Origin of the sequence: Pseudomonas sp. KCJK8993 (assembly GCF_046230915.1) — a bacterium.
Classification (GTDB): Bacteria; Pseudomonadota; Gammaproteobacteria; order Pseudomonadales; family Pseudomonadaceae; genus Aquipseudomonas; species Aquipseudomonas piscis.
The window spans coordinates 1-20183 of record NZ_JBJJLO010000052.1 but is presented as its reverse complement, the minus strand read 5'-3'; the positions used below and the strand labels follow the sequence as shown (position 1 = coordinate 20183).

The window sequence follows — 20183 nt, the reverse complement described above, 5'->3', positions numbered from 1 at the left end:
ATTGAAAAATTCTTCAGCGCAGGTTCAGGAAGAAACAGGACATGAAGCTTTCATGACCGCGGCGGCCGCTACCGCAGGGCTGCGGCAGCGGCCGGTGCATCAGCTGGCGGTGGCCAGCAGCATGTCGCGAACCGAGCGGCTGTGACCGCGGGTCTTGCCATGCTCGTACAGCGAATCGGCGATCTCCTGGGCGCGGATCGGCAGCACCGACAGGAGGGTATCGCTCAAGCCGTGGCTGGCCTGGCTGAAGCCCTGCAGGTAGACACCGGCCTTGCAACGCTCGTCGGTGATCAGGCGGTAGTTGCGATCCACTTCGAAGTCACCCAGGTAGGCCTGCAGCGGCGCCAGGAGGTCGCGGTACAGGTTGCGCTCGTAGCCGGTGGCCAGGACCACGGCGTCGTAGTGGCGCACTTCACGTTCGCCGCTGGCGCCATGGCGCAGGATCAGTTCGATGCCCAGGTCGGTGGCGGTGGCCTTCTCGACGGTGGTCAGGGCACGGAACGCATGGCGCGGGACGCCGGAGACCTTCTGGCGGTAGAAGATCCCGTAGATGCGCTCGATCAGGTCGATATCCACCACCGAGTAGTTGGTGTTCTGGTACTCGCTGACCAGGCGCTCGCGCTCGCTGTCGTTCTGCTGGAACACCAGGTCGGTGAAGGCCGGGGAGAACACTTCGTTGACGAACGGGCTGTCGTCGGCCGGCTTGAGGGCCGAGCCGCGCATGATGATGTCGGCCTGCACCGAGGGGAAGCTGTCGTTGAGGTCGATGAAGGCTTCCGCGGCGCTTTGCCCGCCACCGATGATGGCGATGTTCATCGGCTTGCCGTTGACGCAAGGCTGTTGGGCCATGCGCTCCAGGTACTGGGAATGGTGGAAGACCCGCGCATCGCCCTTGAGCCCCTTGAACAGCTCCGGAACCCGTGGCGTGCCGCCGGTGCTGACCACCACCGAGCGGGTGGTGCGTACCTGCTCGGCGCCCTGGGCGTCGCGGGAGATCACCCGCAGCGCCTCGACCTGCTGGTTGTGCAGCACAGGCTCGATGCCCAGCACTTCTTCGCCGTAGCGGCTGTGCGCCTGGAAATGCCCGGCCACCCAGCGCAGGTAGTCGTTGAACTCCATGCGGCACGGATAGAAGGTGCCCAGGTTGATGAAGTCCACCAGGCGCCCGTGGTGCTTGAGGTAATTGACGAAGGAATAGGGACTGGTGGGGTTGCGCAGGGTCACCAGGTCCTTGAGGAAGGAAATCTGCAGCTCGCTCTGGGTCACCAGGGTGTTGCCGTGCCAGCGATAGTCCGCTTGCTTGTCGAGGAACAGCGCGTCCAGCGGACCCTGTTCCTCGCCGCGCTCTTGCAGCGCAATGGCCAGCGCCAGGTTCGAGGGGCCGAAACCGATACCGATCAAATCGTGAACGTGGGCCGATGCAATTGCCTGTGTCATTTCCAGTGTCCTCTGGATAAACCGCCTCAACGCGGGGATAAAGTGTCACGGTGACCCGACTGGCCCGCGAAGGTCAGCAGATCGTCTGTTGAGTAGGGACGAGGACAGTGAAAAAAAATTTAACTAAATGAGACGCACTGCGCCTGGCCTATTGGGCCTCCCACTGGCGCAGGCGAACCCGGCAGTGCTTCATCGCATTGACGATGTGTTTTTCCACCAGGCTGCGGGAGATGCCCAATTGCTCGGCGATCTGTTGGTGGGACATGCCTTCGAGCTTGCGCAGCAGGAAACTCTCGCGACACAGGCGGGGCAGTTCCGCCAAGGCCCGCTGCAGCATGTCCAGGCGCTGGCCCTGGTCCAGGCTGGTTTGCGGCGATGGGTTGAAATAGCGCTCCTCGTTGTCCAGCACCTCCAGGGGCTCGGACTGGCGCAGGGCGTTGCGCCGATGGCCATCGATCACCAGGTTCAGCGCCGTGCGGTAGAGAAACGCCCGCGGCTGCTCGATGGGTATGTCGCTGGAACGCTCCAGCACCCGGACGTAAGCGTCGTGCACTACATCCTCGGCCACCTGGCGGTTACCCAGCTTGGCATGGAGGAAGCACATCAGCTCGCGATAGTAACTTTCCAACATGGCTCCCAACCGCCCCCATGACGGTTATTTCCTTGAGCAAGACCGACGCTAGCCGGTTGGCCCGGTGATTCAATGATGGCAGTTTTGACCCGGCGTAATTTATAGTAATTCTCATATAGATTTAAAGTACTCCAGGGTCGCAGTGGGTTTATTTCGCTGCCAGGGCAGCTGTAACTCCATATGTCGGCAGTTAAATTCGCCCTGCGGCCTCTCGTTTACCTGACAGCTCCCCGTCCCTGCCGCTCTCCCGGCAGCCAGCAGCCAACCTGCATCCTGTGCCGGCGCTGGACCGACGGGCCGATACCTCTGGCCGGAACCCTGCATGAAACGTCCTCGAAATACCCGACGCGCCCTGCTTGCCGCACTCTGTGCGGTCCCCATCCTCGCCATCGCCGCCTGGAAGTTCATTCCGTCGGGACGCGACCAGTTCAGCACCGTGCAAGTGCGCCGCGGCGATATCGAAAGCAGCGTCACGGCCCTGGGCACCTTGCAACCGCGTCGCTATGTGGATGTCGGCGCCCAAGCCTCCGGGCAGATCCGCAAGATCCATGTGGAAGCCGGCGACGCGGTCAAGGAAGGCCAGCTACTGGTGGAAATAGACCCCTCCACCCAGCAAGCCAAGCTGGATGCCAGCCGCTTCGCCATCGAGAACCTGCAGGCCCAGTTGCAAGAGCAGTACGCCCAGAACCAGCTGGCCCGGCAGAAGTACCAGCGCCAGCAGAACCTCGCCGCCGGCGGCGCCACCCGCGAAGAGGACGTACAAACCGCCCAGGCCGAGCTCAAGGCCACCCAGGCGCGGATCGACATGTACAAGGCGCAGATCCGCCAGGCCCAGGCCAAGTTGCGCAGCGACCAGGCCGAACTGGGCTATACCCGCATCTATGCGCCGATGTCCGGCACCGTGGTGGCGGTGGATGCCCGTGAAGGCCAGACTCTTAACGCCCAGCAACAGACCCCGCTGATCCTGCGGATCGCCAAGCTGTCGCCGATGACGGTCTGGGCCGAGGTGTCGGAGGCCGACATCGGCCACGTGAAGTCCGGCATGAGTGCCTACTTCACCACCCTGAGCGCCGGCGGCCGGCGCTGGACCAGCACCGTACGGCAGATCCTGCCGATCCCGCCCAAGCCGCTGAACGAGACCAGCCAGGGCGGCGGCAGCCCCAGCAGCACCAGCAAGAGCGGCAGCGGCCGGGTGGTGCTCTATACCGTGCTACTGGACGTGGACAACGCCGACAACGCACTGATGGCGGAGATGACCACCCAGGTGTTCTTCGTCGCCAGCTCGGTCAAGAACGTACTGACCGCCCCCATCGCCGCCCTGCAGGACGGCGCGGCGCCAGGCCAGCAGATCGCCCGGGTGGTGGCCGATAACGGCGCGGTCAGCGAGCGCCAGGTCCGGGTCGGCATCAGCGATCGCCTGCGAATCCAGATCCTCGACGGCTTGAGCGAGGGCGAGCACCTGCTGATCGGTCCCGCCAACGGCAACGGAGGCTGAATGCAAACGCCCCTGATCGACCTGCGCAACATCCGCAAATCCTATGGCGGCGGCGACAGCCCACAGGTCGATGTCCTGCGCGGCATCGATCTGTCGATCCATGCCGGGGAATTCGTGGCCATCGTCGGCGCCTCAGGCTCCGGCAAGTCGACCCTGATGAACATCCTCGGCTGCCTGGATCGACCCACCTCCGGCGAGTACCTGTTCGCCGGTGAGAACGTCGCCCACCTCGACAGCGATGAGCTGGCCTGGCTGCGCCGGGAAGCCTTCGGTTTCGTGTTCCAGGGCTACCACCTGATCCCCTCGGGCTCGGCCCAGGAAAACGTCGAGATGCCGGCCATCTATGCCGGCACCCCGGCCGCCGAACGTCATGCACGCGCCGCCGCCCTGCTGGAGCGCCTGGGCCTGGGCAGCCGTACCGGCAACCGCCCGCACCAGTTGTCCGGCGGCCAGCAGCAGCGGGTGGCCATCGCCCGCGCGCTGATGAACGGCGGCCATATCATCCTGGCCGACGAGCCCACCGGCGCCCTGGACAGCCACAGCGGCGCCGAGGTCATGGCCCTGCTGGACGAACTGGCCAGCCAGGGCCATGTGGTGATCCTCATCACCCACGACCGTGAAGTAGCAACCCGGGCCAAGCGCATCATCGAGATCCGCGACGGCGAGATCATCAGCGACACCGCCGATACCGACCCTAGCGTGCAGGCCAGCGCCAACGCCGGCGCCCTGCAGGCCGTGGACCTGCGCCAGCGCCTGGCCCACGGCAGCGAACCCACCGGCGCCTGGAAAGGCGAGCTGGTGGAGGCGGTGCAGGCCGCCTGGCGAGTGATGTGGATCAACCGCTTCCGCACCGCCCTGACCCTGCTGGGGATCATCATCGGCGTGGCCTCGGTGGTGGTGATGCTGGCCGTGGGCGAAGGCAGCAAGCGCCAGGTGATGGCACAGATGGGCGCCTTTGGCTCCAACATCATCTACCTCAGCGGCTACTCGCCAAACCCGCGGACACCCGCCGGGATCATTACCCTGGACGATGTCGCCGCCGTAGGCGCCCTGCCCCAGGTCACACGCATCATGCCGGTCAATGGTTCAAAGGCCGGCGTGCGCTTCGGCAACCGTGACTACATGGCCTATGTAGGCGGCAACGACACCAACTTTCCGCATATCTTCAACTGGCCGGTGGCCGAAGGCAGTTACTTCAGCGACGCCGACGAGCATGCGGCCTCCGCCGTGGCCGTGATCGGCCACAAGGTGCGGGAAAAACTCTTGCAGAACGTCGCCAACCCCATCGGTCAATACATCCTGATCGAGAACATACCCTTCCAGGTAGTGGGCGTATTGGTGGGCAAGGGCGCCAGCTCGGGAGATAGCGACAGCGACGACCGCATCGCCGTGCCCTACTCCGCCGCCAGCACCCGGCTGTTCGGCAGCCGCAACCCGGAATACGTCGCCATTGCCGCTGCCGACGCCAGCAAGGTCAAGGAAACCGAACAAGCCATCGACCAACTGATGCTGCGCCTGCACAACGGCAAGCGCGACTACGAACTGACCAACAACGCCGCGATGATCCAGGCCGAGGCCCGGACCCAGAACACCTTGTCGCTGATGCTCGGCGCCATTGCCGCCATCTCCCTGTTGGTCGGTGGCATCGGCGTGATGAACATCATGCTCATGACCGTGCGCGAACGCACCCGCGAAATCGGCATCCGCATGGCCACCGGCGCCCGCCAGCGGGACATCCTGCGCCAGTTCCTCACCGAGGCAGTGATGCTCTCGGTAGTCGGCGGCCTGACCGGCATCGGCGTCGCGCTGATCATCGGCGGCGTGCTGATCCTCAGCGAAGTGGCGGTCGCGTTTTCCCTGGCCGCGGTCCTCGGCGCCTTCGCCTGCGCCCTGGTCACCGGCGTCGTCTTCGGCTTCATGCCGGCCCGCAAAGCTGCCCGGCTCGACCCGGTCACGGCCCTTACCAGTGAATGATCGATCGATGAAGACCACCCTGACCCTGATGGCCGCCAGCGTCTTGCTGGCGGCCTGCAGCAGCTCCACCCCACACCCGGATAGCGGCCTGCAAGCGCCAACGGCCTGGCACACCCCCAACAACCGCGAAGGCCAGCAACAGGACCCACGCTGGTGGGCCCGCTTCGGCAGCCCGGAACTGGACCGCCTGATCGCCGAAGCGCGAACCGGCAGCCATGACCTGGCAGCGGCGATGGCCCGGGTTCGCCAGGCCCAGGCCAGCGCCATCGTGGCCGGCGCCCCGCTCCTGCCCTCGGTCGAAGGCAGTTTCAATGCCAGCCGGCAAAAGCGCATGGGCGGCAAAGGCAGCAATCAGCAGGACGGCAGCAACAGCGATAGGACCGCGAATGCGTTCGATGCTGGACTCAGCGCCACCTACGAAGTCGACTTCTGGGGGGGCAGGCGCGCTGCACGCGATAGCGCCCTGCTCGGCGCCCAGGCCAGCGAATTCGACCGCGCCACCGTGGAGCTGACCCTGCTCAGCGGCGTGGCCAACAACTACGCCCAGCTACTGGCGCTACGGGAACAGGGCCGGATCGCCGAACTCAACCTGGCCAACGCCCAGCGCGTCCTGCGCCTGGTCCAGACGCGCTACGACTCAGGCTCGGCCACGGCCCTTGAACTGGCGCAGCAAAAGAGCCTGGTGGCGAACCAGCAACGCCAGGTACCGCTGGTGCGGCAGCAGGCCGAAGAAGCCCTGATCACCCTCGCCACCTTGCTCGGCCGGCCAGTGCAGAGCCTGGCCCTGAACGAACGACCTTTCGCCGAGCTGACCTGGCCGGACATCGATGCCGGAGTCCCCAGCGAGCTGCTGGCCCGCCGCCCGGATATCGCCAGCGCCGAAGTCCGGCTCGCGGCAGCCCAGGCCGATGTCCGCGTGGCCCGGGCCGCCATGCTGCCCACCGTGACCCTGACGGCCAAGCTGGGCTCGAACGCCGACAAGTTCGACGACGTCCTGCGCAACCCCTTCTACAACCTGGCTTCCGGCCTGATGGCACCGATCTTCAATGCCGGGCGCCTGAGCGCAGAGCGCGACCGGGCCACGGCGCGCCAGGAGGAGCTGCTGGAGACCTATCGCGGGGCGATCATCAACGGCTTCGCCGATGTGGAAAAAGCCCTCAACAGCATTCGTGGCCTGGACCAGCAACGGCAATGGCAGAGCGAGGAGCTGGAGCAGGCGCAACGGGCGTTCGATATCGCCCAGAGTCGCTACCAGGCCGGAGCCGAGGACCTGCTGTCGGTCCTGGACACCCAGCGCACCCTCTACGCCGCACAGGACCAGAATGTGCAACTGCGCCTGTCGCGACTGCAATCGAGCGTCGCGCTGTACAAGGCACTGGGAGGCGGCTGGCAGGTATCCACGGCACCGACGCGCTAGGCCTGCGGCAAGTCCCTGGACGGCTGGCCAAGCCTTGCGCATGGCCAGCCACGAGGACAGCCCGTCGGTTGTTCGCCTGGAACCGTGTCGCACCAGGCTCCTGCGCCCCACTGGCCGTCCGGCATGAGCACTTTGCAGATCGCAACCTGGCACAAGCCGTTGCGCAGCGGGTCCAGCCGGCCCCGCGCTCGTGCTGAACGATATCCACCAGGCCGTGACCTTCGCGAAACCCAACCCGCAGGCGATCGCATCGCTGAACACCCACCTGCACCGCCACGCAATCGCCAAGCTCCTGGCTGACGCTTGAATACCCGGAACCGAGGCTGCTCGCGCCGCTAGAACAGCCGTTCCTTGACCTTCAAGTGTCGTGCATACCAGGGGCGGCGCGGCACCTTGCGGAACAGGTCGGCCAACTGCTTCTCATCATCGATAAAAGTGATGCGCAGGGCCAGCTTCATGGTTTCCGGGTCCATTTCCACACTCTTGCCCACCTGCAATCCCGGCGTGGTACTGCAACCATGGGTCACCGGCCCCAGCCATGGATCGCCTACCTCGACCCAACGCCCAGGCGCGAACCAGGGCACGCCGTTGACCTCCATGCGCTCGACCTCTCCGGGATGGAAGCGCTCGTGGGCACGGAACCAGTCCTCCAGGCGATCGTCGATCCAGCCATGGAAACGCCAGAACACCGGACTGACATGGGATGAGAAAGGGTCTCCCAGGAAGTCGTTTTCCGACTGGTACCAGCGCGGGGAGAAGTCCGCCGGATCGCGGGCCATGGGCACCGGTACGCCACTGGAAGGATCACGCGGCACCGACGCCCAGCGCATGTGCAACCAATCGTGCAGCCCCAGCTCGATCTCCGAGCCGAACTGGCCGAGGGTCAGCTTCGCCAGGTAGCGCGGGTCGCGATATTGCGACTCCCAGACTAGGAAGTTGCCCTGGTAGGTCTCGGTGGCCTTGATATCGCTGACCCACTGGCTGTACTCGTCATCGTCCTGGGCCAGCCAGCAGGGTGGCAGGGAACCACCATCATGATTGTCGAAGTAACGGGCGAAGCCCAGGCGATCGCGCAGCAACTCCGGCTGCGGCAGGGGAAAGTGCTGCCAGGACGGCAAGTCCTGCATGGAGCGCGCGGTACCGAGCATGTGTCGGTGCATGAAGAAGAAATCGATACCCGAACCATTGCGATCCTTCTTCGGGCCACGGGCATCACGCTCCTTGTCCCTGGGACCTGGTTGCCAGCCGATGCCGCGCAGGGCCTCGCGTTTTTCCTCGGACAATCGGTGCCACTTGTCCCGGGTGGCATGCCATAGCTGGTGGAACAGCCGATGCTGGGGGGATATCAGCCAGGTCATCAGGGTCGAGTTGAGTGCGATACGTTGCCGGGCTTCGGGAAACAGGTGCTTGGTGGCCACGAAGCGATTGTCCTGGGCAGCCAGCATCAGCGGCCGGTCCAATCGCTCGACCCGTCCACTGAGGGTGCCGCTGCCGGCGTTGCCGAAGTCAGCCCAGACCTCATCCAGGGTCATGCTGAACTCGTAGCTGGCAGCGCCATCCGGCGCATCGGAGCGAACCAGGCGCCAGTACATTTGCCCGGGTTGCGGACTGACCAGGTCGCCCACCACTTGGTAGCGCGGCTCGCCCGGGCCCCGCAGGCCCTCGGCGGTATCCAGGTAGCCGCGCAGCCCACGCCCGCGCTGGGCGACGTCGATGAACAGCTCCAGCCCCTGGGATGGCAGGCCTTCCAGGCCAGCGTCAGCGCCCTCGAAGCGAATGCTCCAGATACCTCGCAGTTGGTCCGCCAGGCGCTGCCCGGCGGTATCCGCCAGCTCCACCGACGCTTCGCCGGGGGTGATCGGAAACTCTTCTTCACGCGTCAACTCACGATGCACGTAAAGCGCCGCCGGCACCGCGGCGCCAGTCAGCGCCAAGCCAGCCATGAACCCTCGTCGAGAAATCGTCATTGCCCTACCTGTGTCAGCCATGAAGCAGGCTTTATCAAGCAAGGACGTTTGTTGCCGGGGGAAATTTACCGCTCGCGCCACCGCGCTAAATTTCCCCCGCCGCCGCTCGTTCCCCCCAGATAGCAAAGGCCCCTGTGCCTGCACCCTGACGGCGAACCCGACTGAGATGGCAATGACTAAACCACGTTCGAAGAAGGCTCTCTACATTGGCCTGCCACTGGCCCTGGCGATTGGCGCCGGCGCCGGTTTCCTGGCCTGGGACTATTGGTTCAGGGACAATCCCGGCTATCCGGCCAAGGTGATGAAACAGGCAGAGGAGCTGCAAGAACGGATTATTTCCTTCGACAGCCACGTGACCGTACCACTGGATTTCGGCAGTACCGGCAACGAGGCGGACAAGGATGGCTCCGGCCAGTTCGACCTGGCCAAGGCCGGGCGCGGGCGACTCTCGGGCGCCGCCCTGACGATCTTCGGCTGGCCGGAAATCTGGAACGGCCCGAACGCACCGCATCGCCCCACCGACGGTTTCGTCGACGCCGCGCGCAATGAGCAGGAGGCCCGCTACAAGATCCTCACCGGCATGGTCCGCGACTTCCCCAACCAGGTCGCCATCGCCTATACCCCGGATGATTTCCGCCGGCTGCACGGCGAAGGCAAGTTCGCGGTATTCCTCAGCATGCTCAACGCCTACCCCCTGGGCAGCGACCTCGACCGGCTGGACCAGTGGACCGCTCGCGGCATGCGCATGTTCGGCTTCAGCTACGTGGGCAACAACGCCTGGTCGGACTCCTCCCGGCCGCTGCCGTTCTTCAACGACACCCCGGACGCCCTCGGCGGCCTGTCCGACCTCGGCAAGCAGGCGGTGCACCGGCTCAACGACCTGGGGGTGATCATCGATGTCTCGCAAATGTCGACCAAGGCCCTGGAGCAGGTCAGCCAGCTGAGCCGCGCGCCCTTCGTCGCATCCCACTCCGCTCCCCGGGCCCTGGTGGACATCCCGCGCAACCTCAGCGACAGGGAAATGCAACTGATCAAGGACAGCGGCGGCGTGGTGCAGATCGTCGGTTTCGGCGCCTACATCCGCCCCCTGAGCCAGCCCACCCGGGACAAGCTCAATGCCCTGCGCGCGCGCTTCGACCTGCAGCCACTGACCGGCCTGGAGATGGCCCTGATGCCCGGCGATCCGATCATCACCGTCTGGCCCCCGCAACGCTTTGGCGAATATGCCAGCGCCCTGTACGGCATCCTCGAGGAAGAACCCAAGGCCACCCTCAAGGACTTCGGCGATGCCATCGACTACGCCGTGAAGAAGATCGGCATCGATCACGTCGGCATCAGCTCGGACTTCAACGACGGCGGCGGCCTGGACGGCTGGAAGGACGTCAGCGAGGGCCGCAACATCACCGCCGAACTGCTACAACGCGGGTACAGCGAGGCCGATATCGCCAAGCTCTGGGGCGGCAATTTCCTGCGGGTCTGGGACCAGGTGCAAAAGTCCGCCAAGCCCGTCGCCACCCGTTAAGCCCTTATCCGCCTAGAAGTGAATTGTCTTCATGACCGACCGTCGTAGTTTTCTCAAGCAGGCCGGGATCCTCGCCGTGGGCCTGCCCATGGCGGCAGGCGCCGCCGCCCAGCCTGCCCTGTCGAGCGCAACCAGAGCCGCTTCCTCGCAGCCCATCGCCTCCTGGCCCGAGCTGCGCCAGCTGTTCACCCAGGACCCGGACTACATCCACTTCTCCAACTTCCTGGTAACCACCCATCCCAGGCCGGTACAAGAGGCCATCGAGCGCTACCGCGCGCAGATCGACCGCAACCCGGGCCTGGCCATGGACTGGGACCTGCAGGAAACCTGGAAGCGCGAAGCCCAGGTACGCCTGTGGGCCGGCCGCTATCTGCAAGCCAAGCCCGAACAGATCGCCCTCACCGGCAGCACCAGCGAAGGCCTGGCGATGATCTACGGCGGCCTGCACGTACGCCCGGACCAGGAAATCCTGACCACGGTGCATGAGCACTACGCCACCGAATTCAGCCTGGACTTCCGGATGCGCAAGCAAGGCACCCAGGTCCGCAAGATCAAGCTGTTCGAGAACGCCAGCCAGGTTTCCAGCGCCGAAGTGCTGGACGCCATCAAGCGCGCCATCCGCCCCAATACCCGAGTACTGGGCATGACCTGGGTGCAGTCGGGCAGCGGCGTGAAACTGCCGATCGGCGCCATCGGCCAGCTGGTGGACGAACTCAACCGCGACCGCGACGAGAAGGACCGGATCATCTACGTGGTCGACGGCGTGCACGGTTTCGGCGTGGACAACCTGGACTTCCCACAGATGCACTGCGACTACTTCATCGCCGGCACCCACAAGTGGATGTTCGGCCCTCGCGGCACCGGAATCATCTGCGCCCGCTCGGAAAAACTCCAGGACCTGACCCCGACCATCCCGACCTTCTCCGAGGACCGCAACTTCGCCACCTCGATGACCCCGGGCGGCTACCACGCCTTCGAGCATCGCTGGGCCGTGGACGAAGCCTTCAAACTGCACTTGCAACTGGGCAAGGCCAAGGTCGAGACGCGCATCCACCAGCTCAACAGCGAGCTCAAGCAGCGCCTGCTGGCCCATTCCGCGATCGAGCTGGTCACCCCGCTGGACCCGAGCCTGTCGGCAGGCTTCACCTTCTTCCGGGTCAAGGGCCAGGACTGCGACCAGGTGGCGGCCTACCTGATGCACAACCGGGTCGTGGTCGACGCCGTGGACCGCGATGTCGGCCCGGTGGTGCGCACGGCTCCCGGCCTGCTCAACAACGAAGGTGAAATCGACCGCTTCATGGACCTGCTGGCCAAGCGGCTCTGAGCCGCTGCGCCTCCTCCCACCCTGATCGAGAACATTCATGAATCCAGACCAGAGTTCCTCCCGTACGCCGTTCAAGGCACTTGCTACCCTGGCGCTGGGCGCGCTGCTGGCCGGCTTCCTGCCGGGCAGCGCCCAAGCCGCCGAACCGCAACCGGGCAAAGTCTTCAAGGACTGCAAGGACTGCCCGGAAATGGTGGTGCTGCCAGCCGGTAAATTCGTCATGGGCACCCCGGACGACGAGGTCGGGCGCGAACCCGATGAAGGCCCGATGCACGAAGTGACCTTCGCCAAGCCCTTTGCCATGAGCCGCTTCCAGATCACCGCCGCGGAATGGGACAGCTACATCCGCCAGACCGGGGTCAAGATCCCCGATGGCGACACCCGCCCCGGGCGTGAATGCATCGCCAGCAAGCCGCGCTACCCCCAAGGGCCGCGCCAACCAGCGGTGTGCATGAACTTTGCCGAGGTACAGGCCTACGTGGCCTGGCTGTCGAAGAAGACCGGCCACCAATACCAGATGGTCAGCGAAGCCCAGCGCGAATATGCGGCGCGCGCCGGCTCCACCGGCCCCTTCCCCTTCCCGTTCGACGAAGGCAAGCCATACAGCATCGCCAAGCATGCCAATACCTACGGCCCGGCGGACGGCTACAGCTACACCTCGCCAGCGGGCAGCTACCCGCCCAACGCCTTCGGCATGTACGACATGCACGGCAATGTCTATGAATGGATCGCCGATTGCGAACACCCCAACTACGTCGGCGCCCCCACCGACGGCAGTGCCTGGGTCGAGCCGGGCTGTGAATCGCTGCAACTGCGCGGTAACGATTGGGGCGAAGCCCCGGTGTTCTCCCGTTCGGGCAACCGCAACAATATCTATCCGCAAACCCGCGGCGACTGGATCGGTTTTCGCGTAGTGCGCGTCCTCTAACCCCTCCCCTGCCGGCTACACCGCAACCGGTGTAGCCGCTACCTTGGGCTACGAAGTGCCCACAAAAGCCGCCAACCCTAGCGGCACGAATAACCTGGTCCAACACTCTCTTTCACGACTGCGCGCAGCCGGTCGCAGCCTGCGGCAGCGACTACAGGGCAAGCCTGCCATGCCGCGCCGCAAGCCAGCTCAGGACTGCTTGGCCAACAGCGCCAAGCCTTCGTGCAAGGCCGGGAACAGGCTGTTGTTGAAGTTGTTCCAGCGCAGCTCGAGGATGGTGTCCTCGGGGGAAATCTCGGTATTGAGCACGTCGTGGAAGACCTCGCCGGAGTCGATACCGTTGTCCACGTAGTGGAAGGAAGCCCCGGTCAGGTACAGCGGCTCGGTCGGTACGGTCTCCCGGGTCGCCCAATCCACCACCTTCTCGCCCCGGGCGCCATACAAGGCATTCCAGGTGGCATAGGCACCGCGGCGCTCATAGGGCGACTCGATGCGAGTGATGCCCGGGTGGATGTTCATGATCCGCCGGGCGAACGGCGCACCCGGGCGCACCAGCTCGTCGAGGATCACCAGCAAGCCATCCAGCACCACGATATCGGCCTTGAGCTCCACCAGGGTGTCGTACAGGCGACGCTCGAAGTCCTGCTTGCCGGCGATGTGCTCGGCGCTGCCGCGCGGATAGCGGCGATAGGTGGACGGCACGCTCAGCAGCAGGTCGTTGACCAAGCGCCCCTGCACGGCGAGGTCCGCCGGATACAGCCACTGGCGCCCCGGCTGGTAGGCGAAGCCGTAGTCGCTCACCAGCTTCTGGTCCCGCGGCGACTGCTCGTCATCGTCGTAGACCACGCCCACCAGGTTGTAGGCCTCGCCCAGGGGCGTCTGGTTCAACGCCTCCACCAGGGACTCCAGGACCGATTTCATGTAGCGCTCGTGGTCCTTGTAGGCCACCCACTGCCCCGCCTTGTCGGCCGCGGCGTTTCGCAAGGACCAGACATACACCAGATTCTTCTTCGTCATTCGTTCGCTCTCGCTCAATGGAACAGGCACTGCGTCGATACGCGTGCGCCCACAGAACAAGAACGAACCAGGCTCCGGGCAATTTATCCGGGACGCTGCCGCCCGGTGGTGGCCGGCAACGCTAAATAGTCGCCGCGACGCTTCGTTTGTTCAGGGGTAAGGGTCCGTGTGCCCCGACCCTCAATCCACTCTCTGGGAAGTACTTATGACCGACCCCAAGCGCGGCGCCTTCAAAGGCCTGCTCGCATTGCTCAGGCCCTTTCGCAGCATAGTGCTGGTTTCCGTGGCCCTGGGCATGGCCGGTGGCCTGGCCATCACCCTGCTGCTGGCCACCATCAACAACGCCCTGCACTCGGACGGCGGCATGACCCAGGGCGTGGTCCTGACCTTCGCCGCACTCTGTGCATTGGCCCTGGTCAGCTCGATCGTCTCGGACGTCGGCACCAACTACGTGGGCCAGCGGATCATCGCCGCCCTGCGCAAGGACCTGGGCGAGAAGGTGCTCTCGGCGCCCATCACCCAGATCGAGCGCTACCGCTCCCACCGGCTGATCCCGGTGCTGACCCACGACGTCGACACCATCAGTGACTTTTCCTTCGCCTTCACCCCCCTGGCCATTGCCGCCACGGTCACTCTGGGTTGCCTGGGCTACCTGGCGTACCTGTCGGTACCGATGTTCCTGATGATGGTGGTGGCCATCATCATCGGCACCAGCGTGCAACTGGTGGCCGGCGGCAAGGGCATCAAGGGCTTCGACGAAGCCCGCGACCACGAGGACGAACTGCAGCGCTACTACAACGCGATCGCTTCGGGCGCCAAGGAATTGCGCATCCACCGGCCGCGGCGTTTTCGCATGAACACCCACCGGATCCAGGAGACCGCGGACCGCATCAGCGATATCCAGGTGCGCTCGGTGAACATCTACATCCTGGCCAAGAGCTTCGGCTCGATGCTGTTCTTCGTGGTCATCGGCCTGGCCCTGGCCATGCAGGCCTACTACCCGAACCCGGACCCTACGGTAATCACCGGCTTCGTGCTGGTGCTGCTGTACATGAAGGGTCCGCTCGAACATGTGGTCGGCTACCTGCCCATCGTCGGCAAGGCGAAGATTGCCTTCGCCCGCATCAGCGAGTTGTCCGAGCGCTTCTCCTCCCCCGAGCCGCACCTGCTGATGGATGCCAGCGAAGCGCCCCAGCCAGTGGTGCACAGCCTGGAGCTGCGCGGGGTGAGCTACAGCCCTCCACCGGTAGAGGGCAGCGAACCGTTCCACCTGGGGCCGATCAACCTGAGCATCAAGCAGGGCGACATCGTCTTCATCGTCGGTGAGAACGGCTGCGGCAAGACCACCCTGATCAAGCTGCTGCTGGGCCTGTACCAGCCCCAGTCCGGGGAGATCCGCCTCAACGGCGAAACCGTGACCGACCAGGCCCGGGACGACTACCGGCAACTGTTCACCACGGTTTTTGCCGACTACTACCTGTTCGACGACCTGGTCCAGGGCAATGCCGGCAAAGCACTGGACGTCGCCACCCAGTACCTGGATCGCCTGGAGATCGCCCACAAGGTCAGCGTCAAGGATGGCGCGTTCACCACCACTGACCTGTCCACCGGCCAGCGCAAGCGCCTGGCCCTGGTCAACGCCTGGTTGGAAGAACGGCCGGTGCTGGTGTTCGACGAATGGGCCGCCGACCAGGACCCGGCCTTCCGACGGATTTTCTATACCGAGCTGCTGCCCGACCTCAAGCGCCTGGGCAAGACCATCATCGTGATCAGCCACGACGACCGTTATTTCGACATCGCCGACCAATTGGTGCGCCTGCGCGCCGGCAAGGTCGTACATGAAATGGAACCGGCCTGAGTTTTTTTTCCGGTTTGTTCAAGGAGGAACGTCTTACCACTGGTAATGAGAATTAACCGCAATAAACACCTAAAACTGCCCACTACACAGAAGAGAAATCATCCATGTCAGCACTACTCGGTCTCAGTTCCCTGAGTAAAGCGCGATCCATGCGACGAGCCTTGAACGTCAACCTCCTGCCCAGCGCCCTGGCCCTGGCAGTGTCGATGCCAATCGCCGGTTACGTTCAGGCCCAGGAAATCGAGATCGATGTTCCAGCGCAATCTCTGGGCAGTGCCCTGCAGGAATTCGGGCGGCAGACTAACCTGCAGGTGCTGTATAACCCGACGGATGTGCAGGAAAAACGCAGCAATGCAGTAAAAGGCAAACTGCAACCAGAGCAGGCGATTAAAACCCTGCTCGGCGGTACAGGCATCGGCTATCGCCTGCAGGGCAACTCGATCACCATCAATGTCAATCGTTCCGCCAGCCTGGAGCTGGGAACCACTCAAGTGACCGCCAACCAGCTGGGAACGGTTACCGAAGGCTCCGGCTCTTACACTCCAGGCACCATCGCCACGGCCACGCGCCTGGTACTGACGCCACGGGAAACGCCACAGTCGATTTCGGTCGTCACCCGACAAGCCATGGATGACTTCAACATGAAGTCGATCGACGATGTCATGCGCCATACGCCAGGCATCACCGTCGCGACCTACGACAGCGACCGCACCAGCTACTTTTCGCGCGGTTTCGCCATCCAGAACTTCCAGTACGATGGCATCCCTATCCTCCAGGACCCCCAGTACTCTTCCGGTCATACCCTGACCGACACCGTGATCTATGACCGGGTAGAAGTACTCAAGGGCGCCACAGGCCTGCTCACCGGAGCGGGTGGCCCCGGCGGCACGATCAACATGGTGCGTAAGAAACCCACCTCGGAGTTCAAGGGTTATGTGGACCTGGGGGCAGGTTCCTGGGACAACTACCGCACTGAAATCGACGTCAGCGGGCCTTTGACCGAAACGGGCAACGTACGCGGCCGGGCCGTCGCGGCTTACCAGGACAAGAGATCGTTCCTGGATCGCTACTCACGCAAGACCAACGTCTACTACGGGATTCTTGAGTTCGACCTGTCACCCGATACGTTGCTGACCGTAGGCGCCGACTATCAGGACAGCAATCCGAAGAACTCAAGCTGGTCGGGCTCCGCCTCATTATTCGACTCCGCTGGCAACCGCATCAGCACCCCACGTTCATTCAACAATGGTGCCACCTACAGCCGCTGGGAACAGTACACCCGTACCGTATTCGCCACTCTGGAACACAGCTTCCAGAACGGCTGGGTAGCCAAAGCGCAGTACAACCACCAGATCAACGGTTACAACGCGCCGCTGGCCGCCCTGCTATCGCCGAATGCCCAGACCGGAAAGGCCAGGCTACTGACTCGTAAATACACGGGTGAAACCACCAGCGACACCGGCGACCTGTATGCCACCGGCCCCTTCAGCTTGTTCGGGCGCGAGCACCAACTGGTCGTCGGCACTTCGGTTTCCCGTTCACGCTGGCTGGGGCGCGATTACACCGATGCCAGCAAAATCGAAGACCCTGACTACTTCAACTGGAGAGGCAAGGCACCAAAACCGGATTGGGGTCCGCAAACCAGACGCAACGACGAGCTCACACGCCAGAGCGCTGGCTACGTCACCGGCCGCTTCAGCCTGACCGATGACCTGAACGTAATACTCGGCACCCGAGTCAACAATTACGAGGTCAGCGGTACCAGCCAGATCAAGGACACTGGCAAGGTGGTTCCTTATGCCGGCGTAGTCTACGACCTCAACGAGAACTTCTCGGCCTATGCCAGCTATACCGAAATCTACCTGCCGCAAGACGACTATCGCGACAAGAACAACAAGCCGCTCAAGCCTAACGAAGGCAAGAACTATGAAATCGGGCTCAAAGGCGAGTTCTTTGATGGACGCCTGAACTCAAGCATTGCCTACTTTGAGGTTCACGAGGAAAACCGTCCGGTCGACGACCTCAGCTACATTCCCGACACTATCTCCGGGCTCGACAGGGCATCCAAGGGCATCAAGTCCAAAGCCAAGGGCTATGAAGCGGAAATCTCCGGTGAACTGGCCCCTGGCTGGCAGCTACAAGCCGGCTATACCCACAAGATCATTCGCGACCAGTCGGGCCAGAAGGTTTCCACCTGGGAGCCAGAAGACCAGGTCAACCTCTACACCAGCTACAAGCTGACCGGCCCTCTGGACAAGCTCACCCTCGGCAGCGGCGTTCGCTGGCAAGGCACCGGCTGGCAGATTCTCAATAACTACGGCAAGAACACCAAAGAGAAGTTTTCCCAGGACCCGCTCTGGCTGGTTGACCTGATGGCCCGCTACCAGATCACCGATAACCTTTCCGCCTCACTGAACGTCAACAACGTATTCGACAAGAAGTACTACACCAATATCGGCTTCTACAATTCGGCCTACTATGGCGATCCACGCAATGTGATGCTCAGCACCCGCTGGAACTTCTGACCCCGCTCCAACCAGCCCCTGGCCATGAACATGACCAGGGGCTTTTCTTTGCCTGGCAAATGACTACCCTCTGGCCGCCTCATCGCTCCATCACTGCCCCACTCACCTTGCGACTTCGGCCGAGCCTGGCCATCGTGCACAGCATCCCTGCCTCTGGAGCACGCCCGAAATGACCAGGCAGGCATAAAAAAGCCCCTGATCACTGACGGTGATCAGGGGCGATGTTGAACGGACAATTACCAACGTTATTTCATGGCACTGACAAAACTCTGCACGAACAGCGCGTTGTCGATGATTCGTTCATGGGTCGAGTCGATCAGTACGGAACGCTCGATACATGGCTTGCCGACCACTTGTTCAATTGTCGACTCGATCAGTTGCCTATGCTGCCCTGCCCGACTGGCCGAGGCCCACCAGCAGCTCACAGGCGCTTTGATCGGCTTCAGGTCAGAGTCCCGCAAGCGCTGTCCCAGCGCTCGATCCAGCTCCCAGGAGATCTGCGCCTCGTTGCCACGCAGAAGTTCTTCCTTGATCTCTCTGAAAGCCTGGCCCAAGGCCTGATCGGCCCAGTCACTGAAGTGACGCCACTGCTGCTCCTCATCGACAAACTGCATCTGGCTCTGGGCCCAGGCCTGCCGAATCTGTTGGTTCGCCTCGGGAAACATCACTTCCAACAACTGCGCACGCTTCTGATTGGCGGCCAACTCATCCTCATCGATGATGATTGCCGTATCCCAATACGCCTTGAGCCAGTAGGGCGGAGAAGCGTCGATCCAACCGACAAACTCCACCTCGCGGCCTGCGTGCTCCAGCTTATGAGCGACTTCCACGGCCAGGTTGCCACCCAGCGACCAACCGGCCAGCCGATAAGCACCTTCCGGCTGAGCCATGAGCAACTGTTGGGCGTAGTCCTCGACCATTTCCACCCAGGAAGGCACTGGCGTCCCCTCTTCGGCCAAAGCGCGGCAGATAACCCCCATGACTGGCCTATCTTCACGCAGGGCAAGAGCGATGGCCTTGTAGCAATGCACCGAGCCATAGCTTGGGTGGAACAGATACAAAGGCGTGCCTTGTGTTTGACTATTGAGCCTGACGATCAGGGAGTTCCTGGTACTCCCTTCCAGGCAAGCGACTTGCCCAGCGACGGTAGGATTGAGCATCAACTGGCTGACGGATAGTTCGCTGGCAGTGGCCTTCCTGATCCGCTCCTTGAGCAGCAGTACCAACAGCGAATGCCCGCCCAACTCGAAGAAATTATCGTGCAGGCCTACGCGTTCCACTTCCAGTACTTGTGCCCAGATCTGTGCGACTTGTTGCTCCAGCGGACTCTGCGGTGCCACGTACTCCCGTGCCTGCAAGCTGGCATCGGGCTTGGGCAGGGCCTTGCGGTCCAGCTTGCCGTTGGGGCTCAGCGGCATCTGTTCCAGCACCACCCACTGCGCCGGCACCATGTAGTCCGGCAGATGCGCGGCCAGGTGAACGCTCAGCGCTTCGCGCCAGTCCTCGCCCGCGCCGTCCAGCACCAGGTAACCCACCAAGTGCTTACCATCCAGCACCTGCACCGAGGCCTCGTGCACTTGCTCATGCTCCAGCAAACGTGCCTCGATCTCGCCCAACTCGATGCGCAGGCCCCGTAGCTTGACCTGATGATCGAGACGCCCAAGGTACTCAATGACCCCATCATGGCGTTGTCGCACCCTGTCACCGGTGCGATACAAACGATCACCAACCGTGAACGGGCTGGCAATGAAGCGCTCAGCAGTCAAGGCTGGACGACAGTGGTAACCACGGGCCAATCCCGTACCTCCAAGGTAGAGTTCCCCGGCGACACCGCTGGGCACAGGTTGCAATTGAGCATCGAGGACATAGGTTTGCACGTTGGCGATCGGCTCGCCGATCGGCACGCCATCGCGGCCTTCATCGACGCAGGTCCAGTGGGTCACGTCGATCGCGGCCTCGGTCGGGCCATACAGGTTGTACAACCCGGCCCGGGGTAGCTTGGCGAACACTTGCTGCTGGGCATCCACCGGCAACGCCTCGCCGCTGCACACGATGCGTTGCAGGCTGGTGCACGAACCCACATCACGA

13 protein-coding genes are annotated in these 20183 nt (G+C 63.4%); 8 read left to right on the top strand and 5 right to left on the bottom strand.

Translation table 11 applies throughout. The annotated features are described in order from the left end of the window. Positions 1-99: 99 nt before the first annotated feature. Together ACK6AU_RS17560 and ACK6AU_RS17555 are read right to left on the bottom strand one after the other, a co-directional pair. Positions 100-1437: a lysine N(6)-hydroxylase/L-ornithine N(5)-oxygenase family protein gene (locus ACK6AU_RS17560; RefSeq protein WP_185698885.1), complete on the bottom strand. Its 1338-nt coding sequence runs from the start codon at positions 1435-1437 to the stop codon at positions 100-102. Between the two features lie 148 nt (positions 1438-1585). Then, entirely contained in the window at positions 1586-2068 is a 483-nt protein-coding gene (locus ACK6AU_RS17555) for a sigma-70 family RNA polymerase sigma factor (RefSeq protein ID WP_185698884.1), read from the bottom strand. A gap of 322 nt (positions 2069-2390) precedes the next feature. On the opposite strand from ACK6AU_RS17555, the gene ACK6AU_RS17550 reads away from it, so the two are divergent. From ACK6AU_RS17550 to ACK6AU_RS17540, 3 genes are read left to right on the top strand one after another with little or no spacing between them, the layout of a single operon-like run. After that, on the top strand, positions 2391-3563 hold the full coding sequence (locus tag ACK6AU_RS17550; RefSeq protein WP_409300308.1) for an efflux RND transporter periplasmic adaptor subunit: 1173 nt from the start codon (positions 2391-2393) through the stop codon (positions 3561-3563). Continuing rightward, entirely contained in the window at positions 3564-5537 is a 1974-nt protein-coding gene (locus ACK6AU_RS17545; RefSeq protein WP_409300306.1) for a MacB family efflux pump subunit, read from the top strand. Between the two features lie 7 nt (positions 5538-5544). Further along, entirely contained in the window at positions 5545-6954 is a 1410-nt protein-coding gene (locus ACK6AU_RS17540) for an efflux transporter outer membrane subunit (RefSeq protein WP_409300304.1), read from the top strand. Positions 6955-7289: 335 nt separating this feature from the next. Here the strand turns inward: ACK6AU_RS17540 and ACK6AU_RS17535 are convergent, their stop codons facing one another. Further along, entirely contained in the window at positions 7290-8921 is a 1632-nt protein-coding gene (locus ACK6AU_RS17535) for a twin-arginine translocation signal domain-containing protein (protein ID WP_409300302.1), read from the bottom strand. A 172-nt stretch (positions 8922-9093) separates the two neighbouring features. Here ACK6AU_RS17535 and pvdM point away from each other — a divergent pair, with 172 nt between their 5' ends. From pvdM to ACK6AU_RS17520, 3 genes are read left to right on the top strand one after another with little or no spacing between them, the layout of a single operon-like run. Further along, positions 9094-10443: a pyoverdine-tailoring dipeptidase-like protein PvdM gene (gene pvdM, locus ACK6AU_RS17530; protein WP_185698879.1), complete on the top strand. Its 1350-nt coding sequence runs from the start codon at positions 9094-9096 to the stop codon at positions 10441-10443. A 31-nt stretch (positions 10444-10474) separates the two neighbouring features. Continuing rightward, the gene (locus ACK6AU_RS17525; RefSeq protein WP_409300300.1) at positions 10475-11767 is read left to right on the top strand and encodes an aminotransferase class V-fold PLP-dependent enzyme; all 1293 of its coding nucleotides are present in this window, start codon (positions 10475-10477) and stop codon (positions 11765-11767) included. Positions 11768-11804: 37 nt separating this feature from the next. Beyond that, on the top strand, positions 11805-12695 hold the full coding sequence (locus ACK6AU_RS17520) for a formylglycine-generating enzyme family protein (RefSeq protein ID WP_409300298.1): 891 nt from the start codon (positions 11805-11807) through the stop codon (positions 12693-12695). A 189-nt stretch (positions 12696-12884) separates the two neighbouring features. On the opposite strand, the gene ACK6AU_RS17515 is transcribed toward ACK6AU_RS17520, so the two are convergent. Beyond that, entirely contained in the window at positions 12885-13712 is an 828-nt protein-coding gene (locus tag ACK6AU_RS17515) for a N(5)-hydroxyornithine transformylase PvdF (protein WP_409300296.1), read from the bottom strand. 205 nt (positions 13713-13917) lie between these two features. Here ACK6AU_RS17515 and ACK6AU_RS17510 point away from each other — a divergent pair, with 205 nt between their 5' ends. Together ACK6AU_RS17510 and ACK6AU_RS17505 are read left to right on the top strand one after the other, a co-directional pair. Beyond that, positions 13918-15570, top strand: coding sequence for a cyclic peptide export ABC transporter (locus ACK6AU_RS17510; RefSeq protein WP_185698875.1), 1653 nt, complete (start codon positions 13918-13920; stop codon positions 15568-15570). A 149-nt stretch (positions 15571-15719) separates the two neighbouring features. Further along, positions 15720-18095, top strand: coding sequence for a TonB-dependent siderophore receptor (locus ACK6AU_RS17505; protein WP_409300294.1), 2376 nt, complete (start codon positions 15720-15722; stop codon positions 18093-18095). A 245-nt stretch (positions 18096-18340) separates the two neighbouring features. Here ACK6AU_RS17505 and ACK6AU_RS17500 read toward each other — a convergent pair. Then, positions 18341-20183, bottom strand: a 1843-nt coding sequence (locus ACK6AU_RS17500) for a thioesterase domain-containing protein (protein WP_409300292.1), incomplete at its 5' end; no start/stop codon positions are given.